General features: G+C 44.5%; 17 protein-coding genes and 1 tRNA gene. 1 reads left to right on the forward strand and 17 read right to left on the reverse strand.

Translation table 11 applies throughout. From position 1 onward, the window contains the following. Positions 1-47: 47 nt before the first annotated feature. The 6 genes from DXA18_RS05715 to DXA18_RS05740 form a co-directional block, all read right to left on the reverse strand. Positions 48-890 (reverse strand): carbohydrate ABC transporter permease, encoded by an 843-nt coding sequence (locus DXA18_RS05715; protein WP_118383078.1) that lies wholly within the window; start codon positions 888-890, stop codon positions 48-50. Continuing rightward, positions 890-1,792 (reverse strand): carbohydrate ABC transporter permease, encoded by a 903-nt coding sequence (locus DXA18_RS05720; RefSeq protein WP_118383079.1) that lies wholly within the window; start codon positions 1,790-1,792, stop codon positions 890-892. Before DXA18_RS05720 ends, DXA18_RS05715 begins: the two co-directional genes overlap by 1 nt. Before the next feature lie 92 nt (positions 1,793-1,884). After that, the gene (locus DXA18_RS05725) at positions 1,885-3,213 is read right to left on the reverse strand and encodes an ABC transporter substrate-binding protein (RefSeq protein ID WP_118383080.1); all 1,329 of its coding nucleotides are present in this window, start codon (positions 3,211-3,213) and stop codon (positions 1,885-1,887) included. Between the two features lie 157 nt (positions 3,214-3,370). Continuing rightward, positions 3,371-4,099, reverse strand: coding sequence for a glucosamine-6-phosphate deaminase (gene nagB / locus DXA18_RS05730; protein ID WP_118383081.1), 729 nt, complete (start codon positions 4,097-4,099; stop codon positions 3,371-3,373). Positions 4,100-4,119: 20 nt separating this feature from the next. After that, positions 4,120-5,253: an N-acetylglucosamine-6-phosphate deacetylase gene (gene nagA, locus DXA18_RS05735; RefSeq protein WP_118383082.1), complete on the reverse strand. Its 1,134-nt coding sequence runs from the start codon at positions 5,251-5,253 to the stop codon at positions 4,120-4,122. Next, complete coding sequence (locus DXA18_RS05740; protein ID WP_118383083.1) at positions 5,243-6,361, reverse strand: phosphotransferase enzyme family protein; 1,119 nt, start codon at positions 6,359-6,361, stop codon at positions 5,243-5,245. Before DXA18_RS05740 ends, nagA begins: the two co-directional genes overlap by 11 nt. A 368-nt stretch (positions 6,362-6,729) precedes the next feature. Here DXA18_RS05740 and DXA18_RS05745 point away from each other — a divergent pair, with 368 nt between their 5' ends. Further along, a complete protein-coding gene (locus DXA18_RS05745; protein ID WP_243007047.1) occupies positions 6,730-7,692 on the forward strand; it encodes a helix-turn-helix domain-containing protein in 963 nt (320 codons plus the stop codon). Between the two features lie 63 nt (positions 7,693-7,755). On the opposite strand, the gene DXA18_RS05750 is transcribed toward DXA18_RS05745, so the two are convergent. The 11 genes from DXA18_RS05750 to DXA18_RS05800 form a co-directional block, all read right to left on the reverse strand. Next, positions 7,756-8,700 (reverse strand): DMT family transporter, encoded by a 945-nt coding sequence (locus DXA18_RS05750; RefSeq protein ID WP_118383084.1) that lies wholly within the window; start codon positions 8,698-8,700, stop codon positions 7,756-7,758. A 131-nt stretch (positions 8,701-8,831) separates the two neighbouring features. Continuing rightward, the gene (locus DXA18_RS05755) at positions 8,832-9,647 is read right to left on the reverse strand and encodes an ABC transporter permease (RefSeq protein ID WP_118383085.1); all 816 of its coding nucleotides are present in this window, start codon (positions 9,645-9,647) and stop codon (positions 8,832-8,834) included. Beyond that, positions 9,644-10,600 carry an ABC transporter permease gene (locus DXA18_RS05760; RefSeq protein WP_330424425.1) on the reverse strand — a complete coding sequence of 319 codons (957 nt, stop codon included), beginning with the start codon at positions 10,598-10,600 and terminating at the stop codon, positions 9,644-9,646. The genes DXA18_RS05755 and DXA18_RS05760 overlap by 4 nt, the downstream gene beginning before the upstream one ends. 49 nt (positions 10,601-10,649) lie before the next feature. Next, entirely contained in the window at positions 10,650-12,491 is a 1,842-nt protein-coding gene (locus DXA18_RS05765) for a dipeptide ABC transporter ATP-binding protein (RefSeq protein ID WP_118383087.1), read from the reverse strand. A gap of 23 nt (positions 12,492-12,514) precedes the next feature. After that, positions 12,515-14,071 (reverse strand): ABC transporter substrate-binding protein, encoded by a 1,557-nt coding sequence (locus DXA18_RS05770; protein ID WP_243007048.1) that lies wholly within the window; start codon positions 14,069-14,071, stop codon positions 12,515-12,517. A 243-nt stretch (positions 14,072-14,314) separates the two neighbouring features. Beyond that, positions 14,315-14,386, reverse strand: a tRNA-Asn gene (locus tag DXA18_RS05775). A 136-nt stretch (positions 14,387-14,522) separates the two neighbouring features. After that, complete coding sequence (gene pdxT / locus DXA18_RS05780; protein ID WP_118383088.1) at positions 14,523-15,089, reverse strand: pyridoxal 5'-phosphate synthase glutaminase subunit PdxT; 567 nt, start codon at positions 15,087-15,089, stop codon at positions 14,523-14,525. A 1-nt stretch (position 15,090) separates the two neighbouring features. Then, a complete protein-coding gene (pdxS, locus tag DXA18_RS05785) occupies positions 15,091-15,966 on the reverse strand; it encodes a pyridoxal 5'-phosphate synthase lyase subunit PdxS (RefSeq protein WP_118383089.1) in 876 nt (291 codons plus the stop codon). Between the two features lie 355 nt (positions 15,967-16,321). Then, complete coding sequence (locus tag DXA18_RS05790) at positions 16,322-17,239, reverse strand: CvpA family protein (protein WP_118383090.1); 918 nt, start codon at positions 17,237-17,239, stop codon at positions 16,322-16,324. 10 nt (positions 17,240-17,249) lie between these two features. Continuing rightward, positions 17,250-18,506 carry a DUF5711 family protein gene (locus tag DXA18_RS05795; RefSeq protein ID WP_118383091.1) on the reverse strand — a complete coding sequence of 419 codons (1,257 nt, stop codon included), beginning with the start codon at positions 18,504-18,506 and terminating at the stop codon, positions 17,250-17,252. An 83-nt stretch (positions 18,507-18,589) separates the two neighbouring features. Next, positions 18,590-19,735 carry a LysM peptidoglycan-binding domain-containing protein gene (locus DXA18_RS05800; protein ID WP_118383092.1) on the reverse strand — a complete coding sequence of 382 codons (1,146 nt, stop codon included), beginning with the start codon at positions 19,733-19,735 and terminating at the stop codon, positions 18,590-18,592. Positions 19,736-19,958 lie beyond the last annotated feature (223 nt).

Consider the following 19,958-nt stretch of genomic DNA (forward strand, 5'->3'; position numbering starts at 1 on the left):
ATTTATCCTCTTTTCTTTCAGTCTATCTGTTTCACGAATTTTATTATTTACTGTTTCACAGCTCCTGCTGTCATACCGCCTACCAGATGTTTCTGCAGACACAGGAACAGGATTACAACCGGTATGGTGATCAGTACCGAACCAGCCATCAATGTTCCCCAATCCGTCGCATACTGGCCTTTGAAACTGGCGATACCTACCGGAAGAGTCCAGTTATCATAGCTCTGCATAAATGAACTTGCAAATAGATACTCGTTCCAGCCGTTGATAAATGCAAATAATCCTGTAGATACCAGTCCCGGAACCGTCAACGGAAGTGTTACGGTAAAGAAACAACGGAATGTTCCCGCACCATCTACTCTCGCCGCCTCTTCCAGAGAGATTGGGATCGAATCAAAGAAGCCCTTCATCATCCAGGTACAGAACGGTACCGTAAATGTAACGTACGCTAACATCAATCCGATCTTGGTATTCAAAAGTCCAAGATTACTCATGATAATATACAGCGGAATCATCAACAGTGATCCCGGAAGCACCTGCGTAGTCAATACGATATAGCTGAGTGCCCCCCGGCCTTTGAACCGGTATCTGGATATTCCATATCCGCCAAGCACAGCTATAATCATGGAAAATATCGTTGTCAGGAATGCTACAAAAATACTGTTTGCAGCCCACTGCTTAAAATTAAATGTAGCAGTCTCTGTCGTAAACATACTGGTATATCCATCCATTGTCGGATGCTTCGGAACGAATGTAGGTGCTGCTGTATAGATCTCTGAATTCGTCTTAAACGAAGTAGAAATCATCCATATAAATGGAAACAGCGCAAATATACATACAATAATTACCAGTATAACCGTTACCGCTTTGCCGCCTTTTTTGGTTTTCATTAGTCGTCCTCCCCTCTGTTAACTGCTCTGAAGTAGAAGAAGGTAAAGACAAGCGATACCAGAAGCATCAGCATACCGGCTGCGGCTGCCTTACCGAAGTCAAATGACTTGAACGCCGTCTGCTGGATAAAGATCGTCATGATCTCTGTCGCTCTGGACGGACCGCCTTTTGCAAGTACATATGCGATCGCATAGTCTTTGATCGTCCAGATAACCAGCAACAGGAATACTACCGTTGATACGGATTTGATTCCCGGTATGATAATGTAACGTACCTTCTGAAGCCATGAAGCACCATCAATATCAGCAGCTTCAAACAAATCTTCCGAAATGCTCTGCATACCAGCCAGAAGCATAATTGCCACAAATGGAAATCCTTTCCAGATATTAACCACCATCGCCGCCGGTAATGCAACCTTTACGTCCTGCAGGTAAGCAATGTTCTGCGACAGAATACCTGCATTATTCAGCAAGAAGTTGATAATACCGTAATCTCGGTCATACATCAGCATCCATACCAGACAAGCTACAACCTCAGGTACTGCCCACGGAATAATTACCAGCGCACGGGCAATTCCTCTTCCTTTAAACTTGGTATTCAGCAGCAGGGCTGTAAGGAATCCTAATACATATCTTCCAAGCACGGTTACCAGGATATAGATCACTGTTACCTTAACAGAATTATAAAAATTCGAATCTGAAAGCAGGTTCTTATAGTTATCCAATCCCACAAAATAATTACCATCTGCAGATGGTCTTACTATGTAGTAATACTGGAAGCTCATGATCGCCGCTTTCACGATCGGTATCAGCAGAAAGACCAGTAATATCACCAGCAAAGGTGCCAGAAAAAGGTATGGTTCCATCTTCTTCTTTAATTGTCTCTTTTTTCCCATATCCATGTTTCTACCACTCCCTGAAGCTTGTCGCTTCAATTTCTTTCTATATGCAAGAATGCCAGGCTGGCTGGCATTCTCGCGTCATTGCGTATTTATTATTTGTTCATTACTTCTTCAATCTTAGACTGCGCATCATCCATCTCACTCTTAACATCTGCTCCCTGCTCTGAGAACATATGCTGGCATGCATCCAGCATGATCTGAGAGATCTCACCAAGCTGTGGGATGTTAGGGTCAGCGACCAGAGTTGCGTAATTATTCTGCATAAAGTCTACGATCTTGTACTCAAGCTCGTGATTCTTAATGTACTCATCACTTGTAGAGTAATCTGTGTTACTTGGGATCATACCGCAGTCAGCGATAATAGCCTGTGCTTCATCTGTAGTCATCCATTCAAGAAAATCATATGCTTCCTGTGGGTGCTTGCAGTCTTTGTTGATCATAGTAACCAGTGGATAATTGGTCGGGTTTGGTTTGTATGTCTCGCCATTGTATACGATATCCGGCTGAGCGATGATGCCTGTATCTTCCAGGACATCGTCACTTGTCATACCTACGAACCAAGGTCCGTCCATACAGAATGGAACTTCACCATTCCAGAACATCTCACGCACATCACTCTTATCTGTTACAAGCTTAGCAGCTTTGTCTTTCAGAATAAAATCCTGCCACCACTGAGCAGCCCATACGTTGGCATCACAGTTAACATTTACATTGTCTGCTGTGTAAGGCTCACTCTCTCCATTCGGGAAGTAAAGTCCACCGGATACCGGTCTTGCAACCAGGCGGTTCCATTCACTTACAGTAAATGCATGAGTTCCGGATACGATACCTGTTGCATATCCTCCATCCTTTGTGAACTTTAAGCATGCATCTCTGAAGTCATCCAGTGTCTTAATGTCATCCGGGTTGATACCTTTCTCTTCCAGCATAGACTTGCGATAGAAGATACCAGTAGTTCCCCATGCATAACTTGAGATAGCCAGTGTCTGTCCATCTACAGTACACATATCCTGTCCGGTCAGTTTAGATTTCAGATCATCACTCATGTAATCATCAAGATTAACGAATGTTCCTTCTGGTTTCAGAGCCTGGTAAGTAGAGATATTCTCCGGATATACCTGGATCATGTCACTTGCCGTTCCTGACTGGATCTCATTGGTAATATTATCCCAATATCCATCATAACCAGCTCCCAGAACCTCGATCTCAACATCTGGGTTCTTTTTGTTGTAGGCTTCCAGAAGGGCATCAATTGCTTTCTGATGTGGTTCCTCTACATATACGGATGTAGAGAATGTCAGCTTAATCTTTCCATCCTTTTCGCCCGAATCCTTTGAATCGTTCTTGCTTCCGCATCCTGCAAGTCCGGCCACCATAGCCGCACAAAGCAGAACAGAAAGTATACGGTTCCTTTTTTTCATACCTTATCCTCCTTTAGTACTGAATATAATACGCTATATTCATTTTCTCGCAATCTTGCACAAATTGCTTTGCATTATCAGCTATTTAATTTGCACAATCAGCTCCATACTTCAGATCGGCAAATTTTTAAACGTTTATTTTTTGTGCATTTTTGCTTTATTTCATAGCGGACAATGCTGCTTCATCCGCTACTACTACCACGTCATTATGAAGTTGCAGGACAGATGCCGGCACCTTCGGTGTAATCGGTCCACACAGTGCTTTTGCTAATGTCTCAGCTTTTTCCTCTCCGCTGACCATCAGAAGTACCTTCTTTGCACGCATGATTGTTCCGATACCCATTGTATACGCCTGTTTCGGCACATCATCTGCAGATGCGAAAAATCTCTTATTTGCCTCAATTGTGCTCTCCTGCAGATCTACACAGTTGGTCATCTTGGTAAATTCATCACCCGGCTCATTGAATCCGATATGTCCATTGTGTCCCATACCTAGAAGCTGGAGATCCACTCCACCCATACTCTTAATCTGATTCTCATAGCGGATGCATTCTTCCTGTGGATCCTCTGCAATACCATTTGGAAGGTGTGTATTCGCCGGATCAATATTTACATGATCAAAGAGATGTTTGTGCATAAAATAATAATAGCTCTGATCGTTATCTCTGGTCATTCCTCTGTACTCATCCAGATTCACGCTCTTCACTTCTGAGAAATCAAGATCTCCCTTTTTGTACCATTCCACAAGCTGCGCATACATGCCTTCCGGCGTAGAACCGGTAGCCAGCCCCAGCACGCAGTCTGGTTTTGTGATTACCTGTGCAGAAATAATATTTGCTGCCTTTCTGCTCATATCCTGATAATCTTTTGCTTTGTATATTTTCATAACGTCCTCCTTCTCGGCACTTATAACAGTGCACCTTTTTTAATAATTCGCTTTATATTCAGATCCTGATCCAACAGAACCAAATCCGCATACTTTCCTGCAGTAATACTGCCATACTCCTTATCAACACCAAGGCATCTGGCCGGATTAATCGTTGCACATTTCACTGCTGATTCCAATGAAATATCCATCTTCTTCACTGCGGTGCGCATACAGTCCATAAGATTCGTCACCGAACCCGCCAGTGCTCCGTCCGATACCAGCGTTGCCCGATTGCCCTTTACCTGTACATCAAGTCCGCCCAGGGTATAAACACCGTCCGGCATACCTGTCGCACGCATGCTGTCACTGATCAGTACAATACGGTCATCACCAAGCATCTTAAATGTGGCTCTTACAGTTGCCGGGTGGATATGAACGCCATCACAGATCAGTTCGGCCCACACATGTTCGCAGTCTGCAGCTGCTCCCACCACACCTGGTGCCCGATGTGTAAATGGCGGCATGGCATTATAAAGATGCACCGCATGATCTGCACCTGCCTGAAATGCCGCAAGTGCCGTATCATAGTCTGCATTCGTATGCGCTAGCGACACATGGACTTCATCCTTTACTTCTCTGATGAACGATACCGCATCTTCACTTTCTTCCGGTGCAATGCCAATAAACTTCACCAATCCTTTTGAAGCCTCCAAAAATCTGCGGCAGATATCTACATCACACGGAATGATATTCCTCTCATCCTGCGCGCCTTTCTTTGCCGGACTGATAAATGGTCCTTCCATGTTGATTCCCACAAGATCCGCTCCCGGTGCAGGATTCTTCTGATACTCAGCAGCATTTGCAAGAATCTGCTCCAGTTCAGTTGTCGGAAGTGTCATAGTTGCAGGCGCGATCGTTGTAACACCTACCGAAGCCTCATATTCACTGATTTTTTCCAGGGCTTCCCTGGATCCGTCACAGAAGTCTGCACCAATGCATCCGTGGAAATGCAGATCGATGAGACCGGGAAGGGCATATGCACCTTCACCATCGATCACTGGCTCCGAAGCATCTTCTGTGACAGATCCGGCAAACCGTTCTCCCTCTATGTATATTTCCGCGTCTTCAAAGTTACCATTTTCGGTATATTTCTTAACATTCTTAATGATCATAATACTTTGCTGTGATCTCCTTCATCTGATCCCATTTTTCTTCCATATCTTTTACCAGTTTGAACTGTGTTCTGCAACGATCCAGATTATGACCTTCCCGATGTACCTTAAAGTAATGATCTCCCTCCAGATAATCTGTCAGGAAACGCATACCGCACTCGTAAGTCATCGTCTTTGCTCCCATTGGCAGAAGCTCCATCTCACGGGCAGTGAGTTTACCGTCACACCCTTCTACGAATCCTTTTGTATAGGCTTCAAAGTATTCCATACTGCAGGATACTTTGTCCAGATCTTTCTCATCTTCTGCTGCTGTACTTGCACCAAATCGGATAGAATCGCCAAAATCATTCACAGAAAGTCCCGGCATTACCGTATCCAGATCAATCACACACAATCCCTTTCCTGTCACATTATCAATCATAACATTATTCAGCTTGGTATCGTTATGTGTTACACGAAGCGGAATCTCGCCATTAGCCAGACAATCACACAGATAATTGGCCACATCTACACGATCCAGCACAAACCGGATCTCTTCCTGCACATCCTTCGCACGTCCCACCACATCCGCTTCGACTGCTTTCTTGAAGACTTCCAGTCTGGCTTTGGTATCATGAAATCCCTTGATCACCTCGAACAATGTATCTGCCGGATAATCCGCCAGCATTCTCTGGAAATTACCAAATGCTACGCCACTCTGATAAAACTGCTCCGGTCTTTCTACCTGGTCAAAGCTGGTCGCGTCCGTGATAAAGATATAGGATCTCCAATAATCACCAAACGAATCTTTATAATATGGCTTGCCATCTACTGCCGGGATCACACTCAGTGTCTCACGCGTCGGATCACCTCCGGCCGCCGCTATCTTCTCACGCAGAAAATCAGTCACACCCAGAATATTCTCCATCAGCTGAACCGGTTCCTCAAATATTGAATTGTTCATCCGCTGAAGAATCGCCTTCATCCGTCCCATCTTATTCAATTCGAACGTCAGCAGAAAAGTATCGTTGATATGTCCATTTCCAAAAGGTTCGTCCTTGATCAGTCGTCCCTCATACTGAAAATGTGCGATTGCTTCGCTCTTCTGCACCTTCATCACCCGTGCCATAATTTTCCTCCTTTTATCCAAACCACCAGTTTGTTTGTATTGTACTTCACAATTGCACAAAAATCTTTAGCTGATTCTTCGCTATTTTTGCACAATCGTCCTATTCTTTTTGCATTTTTTTGAGTTATACGTTAAAATATTTGTATAAAAGTTACTATTCACAGCCGATATACAGATACTGATAAGAGCGTCGTGCTTGCACGTAAGCGATTGTCAGCATCTATATATCGAGCCTGTGAAGCAGGAACTCCACCCACATAAGCAGTCTTAACTCCGTCAGGAGTGAAACTGGAGCCTCGGAAAAGGCGACGAGTGCGCATGTGCGTGGAGGACTGTGAATAGTACCGTACAACACAGAGGTGACTTACATGGCATATATTGGTAACGAATTAAACACAGTCTTCACTGTAGGAAAACTCTACAGTATTCACTATTTTGAATACATGAGCACATTTGCATTTGAAGGAGAATCCCACGATTTCTGGGAGTTCGTATACGTAGACAAGGGTGAGGTAAATATCACTGCAGGTACGCGCAATATTGTATTAAAGAAAGGGGAAGTTATATTTCACGAACCGAACGAATTTCACAATGTTAAGGCAACCGGTGATATTGCCCCTAATCTGGTCGTTGTCGCATTTGAATGCACCAGTGAAGCCATGCAGTTTTTCCGGCGCAGGATTCTAAAGTTAGATGATATGGAACGCACACTGCTTGCCAACATCATTGTAGAAGCAAGACATTGTTTCGACTGTCGGCTGGACAATCCTTATCTTCAAAATATGCCAAAGAAAGAACAGGAAGACTTCACCGGTTCTGAGCAGCTCATTCGTCTTTATCTGGAACAGTTTCTGATCTTTTTGACCAGACACCAGCTGAGTATGACTCCGTCTGACACAGTCTCTGATTCCCGTGCCATCAAAGCCACCAAGATCCGCAATGATATGGAGATTTTCCGCCGGGTCATTGAATATATGGAAGCAAATCTTTCCGAAAAACTGACGATCCAGAAGATCTGTCGGGATAATCTGGTCAGCAGATCCCAGCTTCAGAAGCTTATTATGCAGCAAACCGGAATGGGCATTATCGAACATTTTTCCCATTTAAAAATTCGCGCAGCCAAGGAAATGATTCGCACGCAGAAGATGAATTTCACCCAGATTTCGGATACACTCGGGTATTCATCTATCCATTATTTCTCCAGACAGTTCAAAAAAATAACCGGCATGACTCCGTCAGACTATACCTCTTCTATCAAGCAATGTCTGACCCGGAGACAGCCGGCAAATAACATTTCTATATTACTTAGATGCCAGGGTCAAAAGGTCTAAATCCACATGAGCTCGCTCATAAGTGGATGAAAGTCCTTGGGACCCGCCCCAACATCTTACTTATTATACATGAGCATGCTCCCGCGACGTCACAGATACGCGCTTCGGCATGCTTTTTCCTGAAACCGGAAGCTCCATATTCATCACCGCAATTGATCCCAGAACTAATACGATTCCTGCGAGATTACCAATGCCTACCTTTTCATGGAACACCATCACACCTACGATTACCGCCACAACATTCTCTACGGATGCAACTACCGGAACTTTACTACTTTCTTTGATCTTGCTCACACCATTAAAATATATGATATAGCAGATTCCTGTCGGAATCAGTGCATACACGAATCCATATGCAAGAATCTTGAAATTCATCGGATCTGCTACTGTCGTCCATGGATGTCCGAACAAGCCAAGGAAAATTGTTCCAAACAGGAAATTGTAAGTTGCCACAACAAACGGAGAAGATTCTCCGGATGCCAATCTTCCAAAAATGCCTACCAGTGAATAGCATGCCGCAGATGCCAGACCAAACAGCAATCCTGAAGCTGCAAACGACATTCCCTTCAGGCTTCCGCCAGTCACTGTCAGTACGCATCCTGCCAGATTCAGGATCATCGCCAGGTATTTATTCGGTCCGAATTTCTCGCGGAACAAAAAATACGATATTACACTTGCAAATGCAGGTGCCATATAAGTCATGACGCATGCAAAAGATACGCCCAGACTGTTGATTGCGGAACTATATACATAATTGTACAGTGCCTGACAGACCAAGCCTAACAGTGCGCAGGAGATCAATGTATTTTTACTGATCTTAAAGGCTTTCGGTCCCTCTTTCACTAATGTGATCACCGTCAATATCAGCAGGCTCAATGCAATCCGCACAAATCCGGTATACGCCGATGTAGACCCTGCTCCCTGCATCAGTTTTACGAAAAGTCCATTGGTTCCCCACAGACATCCTGCCACAAATATACATCCATAACTCTTCCAGGCACTGTTCATTTTCTAATTCCCTCACTTCATAGAATCGCGTACATTTTCACGCTCTATAAGAGAATCTAGCACCAGAAGACTTCCACTGTCAATAACCTTTTTTCACCAGAATGCTTATGTGATTATTAGCATCCCTTATCTTATAAATTTCTCACACCTTGATTATTTCTTATTCTCAGATAATTGCCAAGATTTGTCACGCACATCAGTGTTGTCACGAGAAATGCACCCGGTATCAGTATGATCCACCAGGCTCCATTTAGCAGTGCCTGATCTGCCAGTGACAGCATACTTCCCCAGGATACCACCTCCAGCGGCAGGCCAAGACCCATGAAACTCAAGGTCGATTCTGCCACGATCGCCCCACGGACATTCATAACTACCATAAACATGATTGATGAGATAAAATTCGGTGTCAAATGGCGGATTAATATATAGAAGAAACTCCCTCCCATACTGCGTGCCGCCAACACATATTCACTGTTCTTTAGCTGAATCACTTCTGTCCGCACAATCTTCGCAATGCCGGTCCAGCTCGTAATTCCAATTACAAATGCAAGCGACCAAATCGTTGCTTTTCCAATTACTGCCTGCAGTAAAATAATGATCAGAAGTTCCGGCACACTTAAAAATATCTCCGTCAGTCTCATCAATATCTCATCCAGCCATCTCGGTGCATAACCACTGACTGCGCCGAACACAATTGCGATCGCCGTTGAAATCGCCGTCGCAAGGAATCCTATCGACAGAGAAATCCGTCCGCCATACCAGATCATGGAAAAAATATCGCGCCCCATGGTATCCGTTCCAAACAAAAATTCACCATTCGGCGCGTGACTGTAATTAGCGAGATCCATATATGTAGGATCTTTGGTCATGATGAACCGACACCCGATACAGCCAAGGATGATCAGCCCCAACAACACAGAAGAGATTATCGGCTTTTTCTGCTTCATCGCATGATCACCTCCGCATCCTCTGTCAGATCCGGGCCTTTCATCCGCGGATCAATTCGTTCATTAATCGTCTGCGCGATCATATTGCACAGGATCACAAGTGCCCCTGATAACAAGCAGATTACCATCAACAGGTTATAGTCCTGATATCTCGCGCTCTCATAAGACAATGTACCGATTCCCGGATAGGAAAATACTGTTTCTATAATATAAGTACCACCCAGAATATGCGGTACTGATATTGCCATAATACTCAGATATGTAGGGATAATATTGCGCACACAATGACGATACATAACACTTTTCCCGGTAACGCCCTTAGATTTGGCAAGAAGCACATAATCTGTGCGCACCTCTTCCAGCAGTTTGTTGCGGATCAAGTACGCGTAATACCAGAGATGTCCCAGCACCACGACCGTCATCGGCAGAATCAGATGCAGGATACGGTCACCCAGATCATTCTCTTTTCCTATTGTATAGGCTCCGCTGCTTGGAAGTACTTTGAGTTCCACTGCAAAGATCAGAATCAGCACCAGCGACAGCCAGAATTCCGGAATACAACTGGTCACCGTTCCAATCTTGCAGATCGCACGGTCAATCAGGCGTTCCTCATTCCACGCGCACCAGATTCCAAGAAGCAGTGCCAACACAAAGATCAGCACGAATCCCACTCCGCCAAGCAGCAGTGTATTCCCGACTCTGCCTTCGATCACTTCCAGCACATCCATTTTATACTTATAAGAAATGCCAAAATCTCCACGTACTGCCCGCCCCAGCCATTTACCATACTGTACAGTGATGGATTCATGAAGACCAAGCTTCTCTTCTGCCCATGCCCGCTCTCCGGCGGTCATTTTCTCTGCCCGCTCGCCGTAATAAGATACCAGTGGATCGCCCGGTGCAAGCCTTGCTATATAGAATACAATTACCGACAAAAGAAAGATACTGACCACAAATATAAGCAGCTTTTTACCATAATAAATCCATGGATTTTTCGCATTCTTATGCTCTCCTCTCTTCTTTTCTTCCCGGCTCCGGTAATGGGATAGATTCCATCAACCGCTTTGTATAAGAATGCTTCGGCTGTGCGAACACATCTTCTGTGAGTCCGACTTCTACTAATTTGCCATGATACATAACACCTACACGGTCACACAAATATTCCACCATAGACAGATCATGCGCAATAAACAGAAACGTAAATCCATGCTCTTCCTGCAGATGCCGGAACAGATTCACGATCTGTGCCTGGATCGACACATCCAGAGATGCGATCGGCTCATCCGCGATCAACAGCTCCGGCTCCATGATAACCGCACGGGCAATTGCCACCCGCTGCCGTTGTCCGCCGGAAAGTTCCCCCGGATACTTGTCCAGAAAACTTTCATCCAGTCCTACATATTTCATCTGAAATGCTGCTTCTTCTCTGTAAGTTCCGCGCTTTGGGCGGATACGATTGATCACGAGAGGTTCTGTAATAATATCTTTCACTTTCATCCGCGGATTCAGACTGGATGTCGAATCCTGAAAAATAATCTGTATATTCTGCTGAATCTGCCTGTGCATCTTCCGGTATGCCTTTCTGTCATGCAGCGGTATTCCATTATAATACACTTCTCCAGAGCCATTATGATATAAATTCATGATACATCTGGCTACTGTAGATTTACCAGAACCAGACTCTCCCACCAGTCCAAATATTTCTCCTTTTCTAAGCTGAAATGACACATCATCCACTGCTTTTACCGCAAGCTTTCTACTCAATGGAAATGCATGATTCAGATGTCGTACATCCAACAGGACTTCCGCATCCTTCCATTCCTGATGTATTACTCTCTTCTTCCCATTTTCCCGTCCAAACATAATCTTCGGTGCATCTTCCGCCAACAGCCATGTAGCCGCATAATGGGTATCACTCACCCGAAACATCGGCGGTTCTTCCTCATAATCTCTGGCAACTGCGTAAGGATTCCGGCACGCAAACGCATCTCCTTTCGGTGGATGTGCCAGGTTCGGCGGCATTCCCGGTATGGTAAAGAGTTCTGCTTTTCCTTTTGACAGAGCCGGGAGCGACTGCAGTAGTGCCCATGTATACGGATGTTTCGGCTGATAAAAGATCTCTTCAGTTGTACCGATCTCCACAATCTTCCCCGCATACATAACCGCCACCCGGTCTGCCACTCCAGCGACCACGCTCAGGTCATGAGATACCAGAATTGTGGCTGTCCTGAACTTCTTCTGTATATTGCGGAACAGTTCCAGAATCTGGGACTGGATTGTCACATCCAGTGCCGTCGTCGGTTCATCTGCAAAAAGGATACGTGGATTCGATGCCAATGCGATTGCCAGGACACATCTCTGGCGCATACCGCCTGACATCTGCCCGGGATACTGCTGCATCCTTTCTTTTGCACGATCAATACCTACAAGCCCCAGAAGTTCCAAAACTCTTCCATCCAGTTCCGCCTTTCGGATCTTTGGTTCATGCACACGCACTGCTTCTGCGATTTGTGCACCAATCTTCATCGTCGGATTAAGTGAAGTCATCGGATCCTGAAACACCATCGAGAATACATTTCCCCGAAGCTTCTCCATCTCCCGCTCCCGGTAATCGGTAATATCCGCGCCATCTACAAGGATACGTCCGCCTGCAATATGAGCCGTCTGTGGGAGCAGCTTCATTACGCTCTTACAAAGCACGCTCTTACCACATCCTGACTCGCCCACGATTGCCAGTACTTCGCCTTCCTGCACTTCCAGACTGACGCCGCGCACCGCCTGCACGATCTCTTTTCCTGTATGAAATTGTACAGATAAGTCCTGTAATTCCAGTACTGCTGCCATCTAACATTCCTCTTTATCCCTGCTTATTCTATCGTCCAGTCTGCTACATTCCAGAAGATACCCACACCGTGATGTCCCATAACAGTGTCCGGCTCAATTCCTTTGATCGATGACTTTGCCACATAATTAGCATCGATATAGCAGATAAATGTATACGGCGGATCCTGCGTAAGCTCTTGCAGGAATCCTGCATAAGCCGCCTTTCGCACCTCCGGATCTGCTGACTGACGCGCTTCTGTCAGATACTGATCTACTTTTTCATTTGAATAACTGGAATAATTCGCACCTTTTCCGGTTCCAAATACTTTATAGGTATGGTCATCTGCATCAAACGGACTTCCCCATCCGATCAGATATGCCATCTGTCCTTCCCAGTCTACCTGTGCCGGAACTTCCACTGTCACATCAATACCGATTGCTTTCAACTGCTGTGCTGCGGCCTGCGCAATATCCACACGAACCTGATCGCCGGCACCCACACAGATTACAAATCCAAGCTTCTCGCCATTTCTGTAGTAATAACCATCATCCTTCTTCTCACATCCAACAGACTGTAGAATCTCTTCTGCCTTCTCCGGATCGTAATCAAAATGCTCCATATTTTCATCATTGTACACATTACGCTGGATCGGGCTATACGCTGTCATTCCTTCTCCCAGCAGTACCGCATCCACGATTGCCTGCCGGTCAATTCCATAATTTATCGCCGGAATAATGTCTTTATTCTCCTGCCAGTACTCATTTGCAAAATTATAAAGAATTCCCCGGTAATCGGAAGTCTTCATATCATAACAGGTGTACCCTTCCTTATCTGCAAATTCCTTTGCATCCTTTGGAGTCAAAAGTGCCAGATCCAGATCACCCGACTTCATCTGCATTGCTTTGGCATTATCATCTGTCACGATCTTGAATATGATCTTGTCAATGTTCGGTGCACCTTTAAAATAGTCCTCATTTTTTACCAGCGTAATCGCCTGTCCTTCGTCCCAGCTGTCCAACTTATAAGGTCCTGTTCCAATCGGATGCCGGAAAAACTCTGACTCCTGCATATCCTCTCCTTCCAGGAGATGCTTTGGCAGAATCGCCATTGTCATATAATCCAAAAATGCCACATTCGGTGCATCCAGCTTGAATGTAATTGTATGATCATCCACCACATTAATCTCCTGCACATCTTCATAATTCGGTGCATTTTCCGAACCATTATCCGGATCCATAATAGACTCGATGGTAAATTTCACATCATCAGCTGTAAAATCTTCCCCGTCATGCCACTTTACACCCTCTTCCAGATGAAATGTATATGTGTATGTTGATTCATCAAACTCCCAACTCTTGGCAAGTCCCGGTACAACCTCATTATTGCCATCATGCGCAGTCAATCCATTAAACAACAGGATATTGATCTCTCCATGTTCGTCCATCGCCGGATTGATCCTCGTATAATCATTGCTTCCATAAACTAATGCGTTACTTTCCTTTGCCGCATTCTCACCTTTTCCTTTTTCCGATGATGCCCCACAGCCTGCTAATCCCACCGCCATGCTGAGCACTAACGCTCCTGCTAACAATCTCTTCATCCTTTTACTCTCCTGTCCGTTATTGATCTGATAATATCCCAGATTTATGATATTAATTTATCAAATTTCAAAGACCTGAGACAAGCCCCCCTTAGGGTTAAGGAGGCAGGTTTACCTTATAATACAAAAGCGCGGAACACAATTGTCCCGCACCTGTCATCTGTCATCTGTCATCTGTCATCTGTCAACTTCATCTCATCACAATATAAAAGACCTGTAAAGCTATGCTTTACAGGTCTTAAGCTCCCCGAGTTGGGCTCGAACCAACAACCCCACGGTTAACAGCCGTGTGCTCTACCATTGAGCTATCGAGGAATACGTGATTCATATCACTCGTTTAATATAACCCCTTGCGTAAAAAAATGCAAGGGGTTTTTGCAAATTTTTTTAATTTTTTCTACAATTGTTGTTTTTATATTCGAACTGTGTTTTATAACGGACGGTCAATGATTCAGTCAGCTATCAATTCCAAGAATTTTTCATGAATCCGATTATCCGCATCCAGTTCTGGGTGAAATGACAAGCCGATCTGCGCACCGTACTGCACTGCCACGATTCTGTCATCTACATGGGCGAGCACCTGAACCTGCTCGTCTGCTGTCTCAATATAAGGTGCTCTGATAAATGTCATCGGCACTTCTCCGATGCCTTTAACTTCTGCATCTGTATGAAAGCTTCCCAGTTGTCTCCCATAAGCATTTCGCCGCACAGTGACAGGCAGTGTACCAAAGTACACGTGCTCGTCATTGCTTAAATGTTCTGCCAAAAGAATCAGTCCCGCGCAGGTTGCCAGTACCGGCATTCCACTTTCAATCTTTTCTTTTAAGAAATCGTACATCTCAAGTTCTCGCAAAAGCTTTCCCTGTACGGTACTCTCACCTCCCGGAAGTACCAGACCGTCAAATGGTTGTTCCAGATCTTCTTTTTTCCGAAGCTCAATACATTCTGCGCCAAGTGATTCCAGTTTTTTCCGATGTTCGATAAACGCGCCCTGTACTGCAAGTATCGCTACTCTCACTTTATTTGCCCCTCTCTGCCATCAGCAGTTTAATCTCCTGTTCATTGATTCCGACCATTGCTTCTCCAAGATCTTCTGAAAGTTCTGCCAGCATCTTCTGATCCTTGTAATTCGTAACGGCTTTTACGATCGCTGCTGCACGCTTCTTCGGATCACCGGACTTAAAGATACCAGAACCTACAAATACACCTTCTGCGCCAAGCTGCATCATAAGTGCCGCATCAGCCGGAGTTGCCACACCGCCTGCTGCAAAGTTTACAACCGGAAGTTTTCCATTACTATGTACATATTCCACCAACTCATATGGCACCTGAAGTGTCTTAGCTGCCTCAAACAGTTCATCGTCTCTCATCGCCACAAGCTGTGCGATCTGCTGATTCATCTTTCTCATATGTGTCACTGCCTGAACCACATCTCCGGTTCCAGGTTCTCCTTTAGTACGGATCATGGATGCACCTTCATTGATTCTTCTGAGTGCTTCACCGAGATCCTTTGCTCCACATACAAATGGAACCTTGAACTGATGCTTGTCAATATGATATACATTATCCGCCGGTGACAACACTTCACTTTCATCTATGTAGTCAATCTCGATGGCCTCTAAAATCTGCGCTTCTACGAAATGTCCGATTCTGCATTTGGCCATAACCGGGATGGAAACGGCTTCCTGGATCCCTTTGATCATTTTCGGATCACTCATACGAGATACACCGCCTGCGGCACGGATATCTGCCGGAATCCTCTCCAGCGCCATGACCGCACATGCACCTGCTTCTTCTGCAATCCTTGCCTGCTCCGGTGTCGTAACATCCATGATAACTCCACCTTTTAACATCTGCGCCAGCTGTTTATTTAATTCATATCTTTCTGTACTCATTTTCAGAGCCCTCCTGCTTTTTATCATTTATTATCGTTATTTACCTATGATGCCAGGGTCAAAAGGTCTAAATCCACATGAGCTCGCTCATAAGTGGATGAAAGACCTTGGGACCCGCCCCCAACATCTTACCTATAGGATTAGTATGAATGTTACTCCAAACATGGACTGTTTTGAATATCCAGTTTTTATATTTTTAACCAGACCAGTTTTTCATTGCAAGGTCATCTCGCATAGCTGGTTATTGCACAAAAAAAAGAATGCTTCGAAAATTCAAAGCATTCCTTAAACTTTTCCAGACTATCTGAACATTAGAGATCATTAGTTTTGTCTCCATTATACTCAATAGCATATTTTACAGTTTCATGGATGTCGCCAGCTTCAGCACCGGATTATACTCATAAATCGTTTTAAGAAATTCATTTTCCTGAATCATAGCAATCATACTTTTTCCGATTCCGGTTGTGTACAACATTGTGATCACAAGAAATACCAGCCACACGATTATCAGTACCATCAGCATACCAAGCACACCTCCTGCCAGGCGATTCACCAGACCAACTACCGGAAGCTCCGACACCACATTCAGCGAGAAAATAATCGCCCGAAGTATGATCGAAACAACTATAAATGTCAGCAAAAATGCCGCTACGTTGATGATCAGTTTTGCCATATAAGCAGACACATAACTCACGAATCCGGTCACACCAAGCTTATCGTAGATCTCACTGTTGTTGTTCGTCAGAAGCAGATTCTTAAATACTGATGGTATGTCCGCATTCTCGATTGCCGAGATCTGCATATCTCGTGGAATTTCGATGTTTTCCGGTGACTCAGTCCCATTATCTGCACTCTGCTGATTAATGCCATCCAGAATATTCCGCGAAATTCCCATTTCTGCCAGATCATTCTTGCTGATACTACCGTTCGCAATATCTTCTACGGTAATGCCAAGTTCATTTAGTCTGTCTTCGTCCACGCCCGCTGCTTTCAGCGCACTCCGAATCTGGTCTTCTTTGTTCGTTCCGCCTTCTTCGCTGTCTCCCATGACCATCCCGGCAATTGTAGACTCTATCTTTGTCTCCAGAACATCCTGTGCAGGTGTCATCTTTGTAATTCCTTTACTCACATACGGTGTCAAAAAGAAGACCAGCACAAATGTCACGATTGTTGCCAGAAGTGATACTGTGATTTTAATCGCCCCTCTTGCAATACCTATGATCAGACCAAGCAAAAAAGCTCCTGCCACAACGGCCACTAACCAGTTATCCATATATTTCTCCTTACTTTACAAACCGGACAACTTCCATCCCATTTGCACTCATCACTATATATTTGTTCACTCCGAATGTAGGGAATATCTCCAGAATAACATCATCCACTTCACCCTGATATTTATGAATGCCGTTACGAGTATAAACACTACATTTTTTACCATCGTACATCAACACCTGACTGCCACTGATCTTCACATTGGCATAGTCACCGGTAAAGTCTTCCGACAGGATCTTCTTGCCCGATTTATTATACAGGCACAGTTCGTATCCGCCTTTTCCTTCATTTTTTAAAACCAGACCGATATATTTGTCACTGTGAAATGCACTCTTGATCTTTTTATTTATTGTAATATTCTTGGAAAGCTTCGGCTTCTCTGCACCTTTGTAAATGAGCAGACTGTTATCTGTCACTACTGCTGATGTATCCGCATCCATATAATATGCTGATGCAGCCACAACTCCAGGATACTCGTCTGATGTCACTTCATAATCCTGACTCTTCTCCTTGGTTCCATCAAAGCTATAATATACTACTTTGGTCAGAATCTGACCTTTCTGTACACTGAGATAGGATACCAGAAGCATCTTGCCGTCCTCCGACAGACTGACATCCATTGGATATCCCGTACCAGAGAGAGATGTGGTAAGCTCTACAAGCACATTCCCTTCTGCATCATAGCAGACCAGCTTCGGTGAGGCATTGGTCGTAAGTACTGCACAGACAATTCCCTGTGAAGACACGGATACCCTTTCTACCGGAAGTGCCGTCTGCATCTCGCCTTTCAGACCTTTTTTATCCATAACCATGATCGTATTGCCACCTTTGTCGGCTACAACCGCTGCTTCATCTTGCCACATATTTACAATGGGATTCTTAATCTGATAAGGTTGATTCCACTCTTCATCACCCTTACGGTTCACCAGCGCGATACCATCCTTACTGTATTTCAACACTCCATTACCAAATTCCAGATAGCTTACATTCCCTTCTGCATTGATCTCATAAGTCGTACTGACTCTGGATGTCGTATAGGTTCTCAGATTAACCACCAATACCATTGCTACAACTACGACGACGATCAGAACCGCCGCGATAATCCTCTTTGTCTTTTGACTCTTCCTATGCTTACGCACCTGTTCGTCAATCTCCTCCTGCACGCCATCCTCTTCCCGGAGCTCCTTCAACACTTCATCAATCAGTGCATCGGTCTCATCCTCATGATTCTCTACTATATGTATATCTGATTTCTTCTTTCGTCTCATTTTTATCCCCTTTACTCTATAGTAACGGTTTTATTCAACATTCCATTTACTGCCTACTTAGACTTCCTTATCATACCACACTTTTATGGCAATAACAATTTCTGTCCGATGAATATCAGATTCCCATCTTTTAATCCATTCATCCTGCAGATTGCATCCGTTTCTGAAGTTGTCCCATAGAGCTTTTTGCTGATCAGATCCAGTGTATCTCCCTTCTGTACCACATAATAATCCTCAGATGAGCCCTGCAGTTCCTCCTGAATCGTAGACGGATCCGGTGTGGTTCCTCCATTCGTCTCCTGCGATGCTTCATCAGTTCCGCCCGCATTCTCTCCCTGGTCACCCTGCCCGGTCTGTTCTGCGATCTGCTGATCACTCTGCTCATCTGAATTCTGCGCATCCTGGCTCTGCGTTTCCTGTGTATCCTGATTATTCTGCGCATTTTTTCCGGATGATCCGTTTGCTCCCATATTCGAAGACAACGTTTCGATCGAATTCTGCACGGAATTCATTTTATCATAATTATTCATAGTTGAGATACCGATTGCAAGCACTATTACAACTAACAGGACACTTGTCAGATATACGTATCTGGATTCCCGCCTCTGCTCTCTGACTTCCATCCGCCCTTTTATGGTGCTGCGAAAATCCTTTGCAGCTCGATCCTCAACCACTTCGCTGGGTGTCACGCCAATCTGCCTGCGTTCCCGGATCATGTAACTCTGCATGTCCGGATTCTTTTCATAAAATATATAATGCCCGCCAATCTCCATCAGTTCTTTAAATTTATAGGCAAAATACAGTTCTTCTTCCTGTCCTTTCAAGATCAATAAACTGTTCTTTTCCGGCATTAATTTTTCGTGCGCTTTTGCCATTTCCCGACTTAATGCAAGCGGTCTGTCCGGTACAGTCTGAAACCATCCTATAATGTCCATTTCATGGAAATATTCCCGGCTCTCCACCTTTGCCGTTTCCAATTCTTCTTTCGTGATCACTGGATCTATTTCCTCCAAAATACTATCCTTCACCTGCAAGGCACCGGTCACAAAGATACATTCTTCTCCCTCAATCTGCACCTTTTCTCCCAGCAAAAATGCCGTTATCGTCACTTCTCTTCCCTGTTCTTCCAATTGATTCAGAAATGTCTCCACATAATCTTCCACGTAAATGCGCGGACTGTCACTGACATTTCCGATCTGTTTTACATTTTTTGGAAATTGTCTCTCCATTTATACTCACCTCACCCAATATTTGCGCCTATCATAGCACGTGATCTGCGCGTATTTTAGCAATCGGTGAAATCTGTTTTCACAAAGTTTCTTCTTTTTCTCCTGCGGTATGCGAAAAAGCGCCCCGGCAATTGCCGCAGGCGCTTCTCTTCTGTCGTTATTCTATTGATGATGTCGAAATATCTCTGATATCTACAACTGTTCAGAGCACCTGAAAATCTGC

This window comes from Dorea sp. AM58-8 (assembly GCF_003464045.1).
GTDB classification, from domain to species: Bacteria; Bacillota; Clostridia; order Lachnospirales; family Lachnospiraceae; genus Claveliimonas; species Claveliimonas ammoniilytica.

Bases quoted from the DNA above. Each gene is read 5' to 3' on its own strand.
- DXA18_RS05720 (WP_118383079.1), bottom strand. From the start codon at position 1,792: ATGGATATGGGAAAAAAGAGACAATTAAAGAAGAAGATGGAACCATAC.
- DXA18_RS05715 (WP_118383078.1), bottom strand. From the start codon at position 890: ATGAAAACCAAAAAAGGCGGCAAAGCGGTAACGGTTATACTGGTAATT.
- DXA18_RS05745 (WP_243007047.1), top strand. From the start codon at position 6,730: ATGGCATATATTGGTAACGAATTAAACACAGTCTTCACTGTAGGAAAA.
- pdxS (WP_118383089.1), bottom strand. From the start codon at position 15,966: ATGAGTACAGAAAGATATGAATTAAATAAACAGCTGGCGCAGATGTTA.
- DXA18_RS05770 (WP_243007048.1), bottom strand. From the start codon at position 14,071: ATGAAGAGATTGTTAGCAGGAGCGTTAGTGCTCAGCATGGCGGTGGGA.
- DXA18_RS05800 (WP_118383092.1), bottom strand. From the start codon at position 19,735: ATGGAGAGACAATTTCCAAAAAATGTAAAACAGATCGGAAATGTCAGT.
- DXA18_RS05725 (WP_118383080.1), bottom strand. From the start codon at position 3,213: ATGAAAAAAAGGAACCGTATACTTTCTGTTCTGCTTTGTGCGGCTATG.
- DXA18_RS05755 (WP_118383085.1), bottom strand. From the start codon at position 9,647: ATGAAGCAGAAAAAGCCGATAATCTCTTCTGTGTTGTTGGGGCTGATC.
- nagB (WP_118383081.1), bottom strand. From the start codon at position 4,099: ATGAAAATATACAAAGCAAAAGATTATCAGGATATGAGCAGAAAGGCA.
- nagA (WP_118383082.1), bottom strand. From the start codon at position 5,253: ATGATCATTAAGAATGTTAAGAAATATACCGAAAATGGTAACTTTGAA.
- DXA18_RS05765 (WP_118383087.1), bottom strand. From the start codon at position 12,491: ATGGCAGCAGTACTGGAATTACAGGACTTATCTGTACAATTTCATACA.
- DXA18_RS05795 (WP_118383091.1), bottom strand. From the start codon at position 18,506: ATGAGACGAAAGAAGAAATCAGATATACATATAGTAGAGAATCATGAG.
- DXA18_RS05790 (WP_118383090.1), bottom strand. From the start codon at position 17,239: ATGGATAACTGGTTAGTGGCCGTTGTGGCAGGAGCTTTTTTGCTTGGT.
- DXA18_RS05740 (WP_118383083.1), bottom strand. From the start codon at position 6,361: ATGGCACGGGTGATGAAGGTGCAGAAGAGCGAAGCAATCGCACATTTT.
- DXA18_RS05750 (WP_118383084.1), bottom strand. From the start codon at position 8,700: ATGAACAGTGCCTGGAAGAGTTATGGATGTATATTTGTGGCAGGATGT.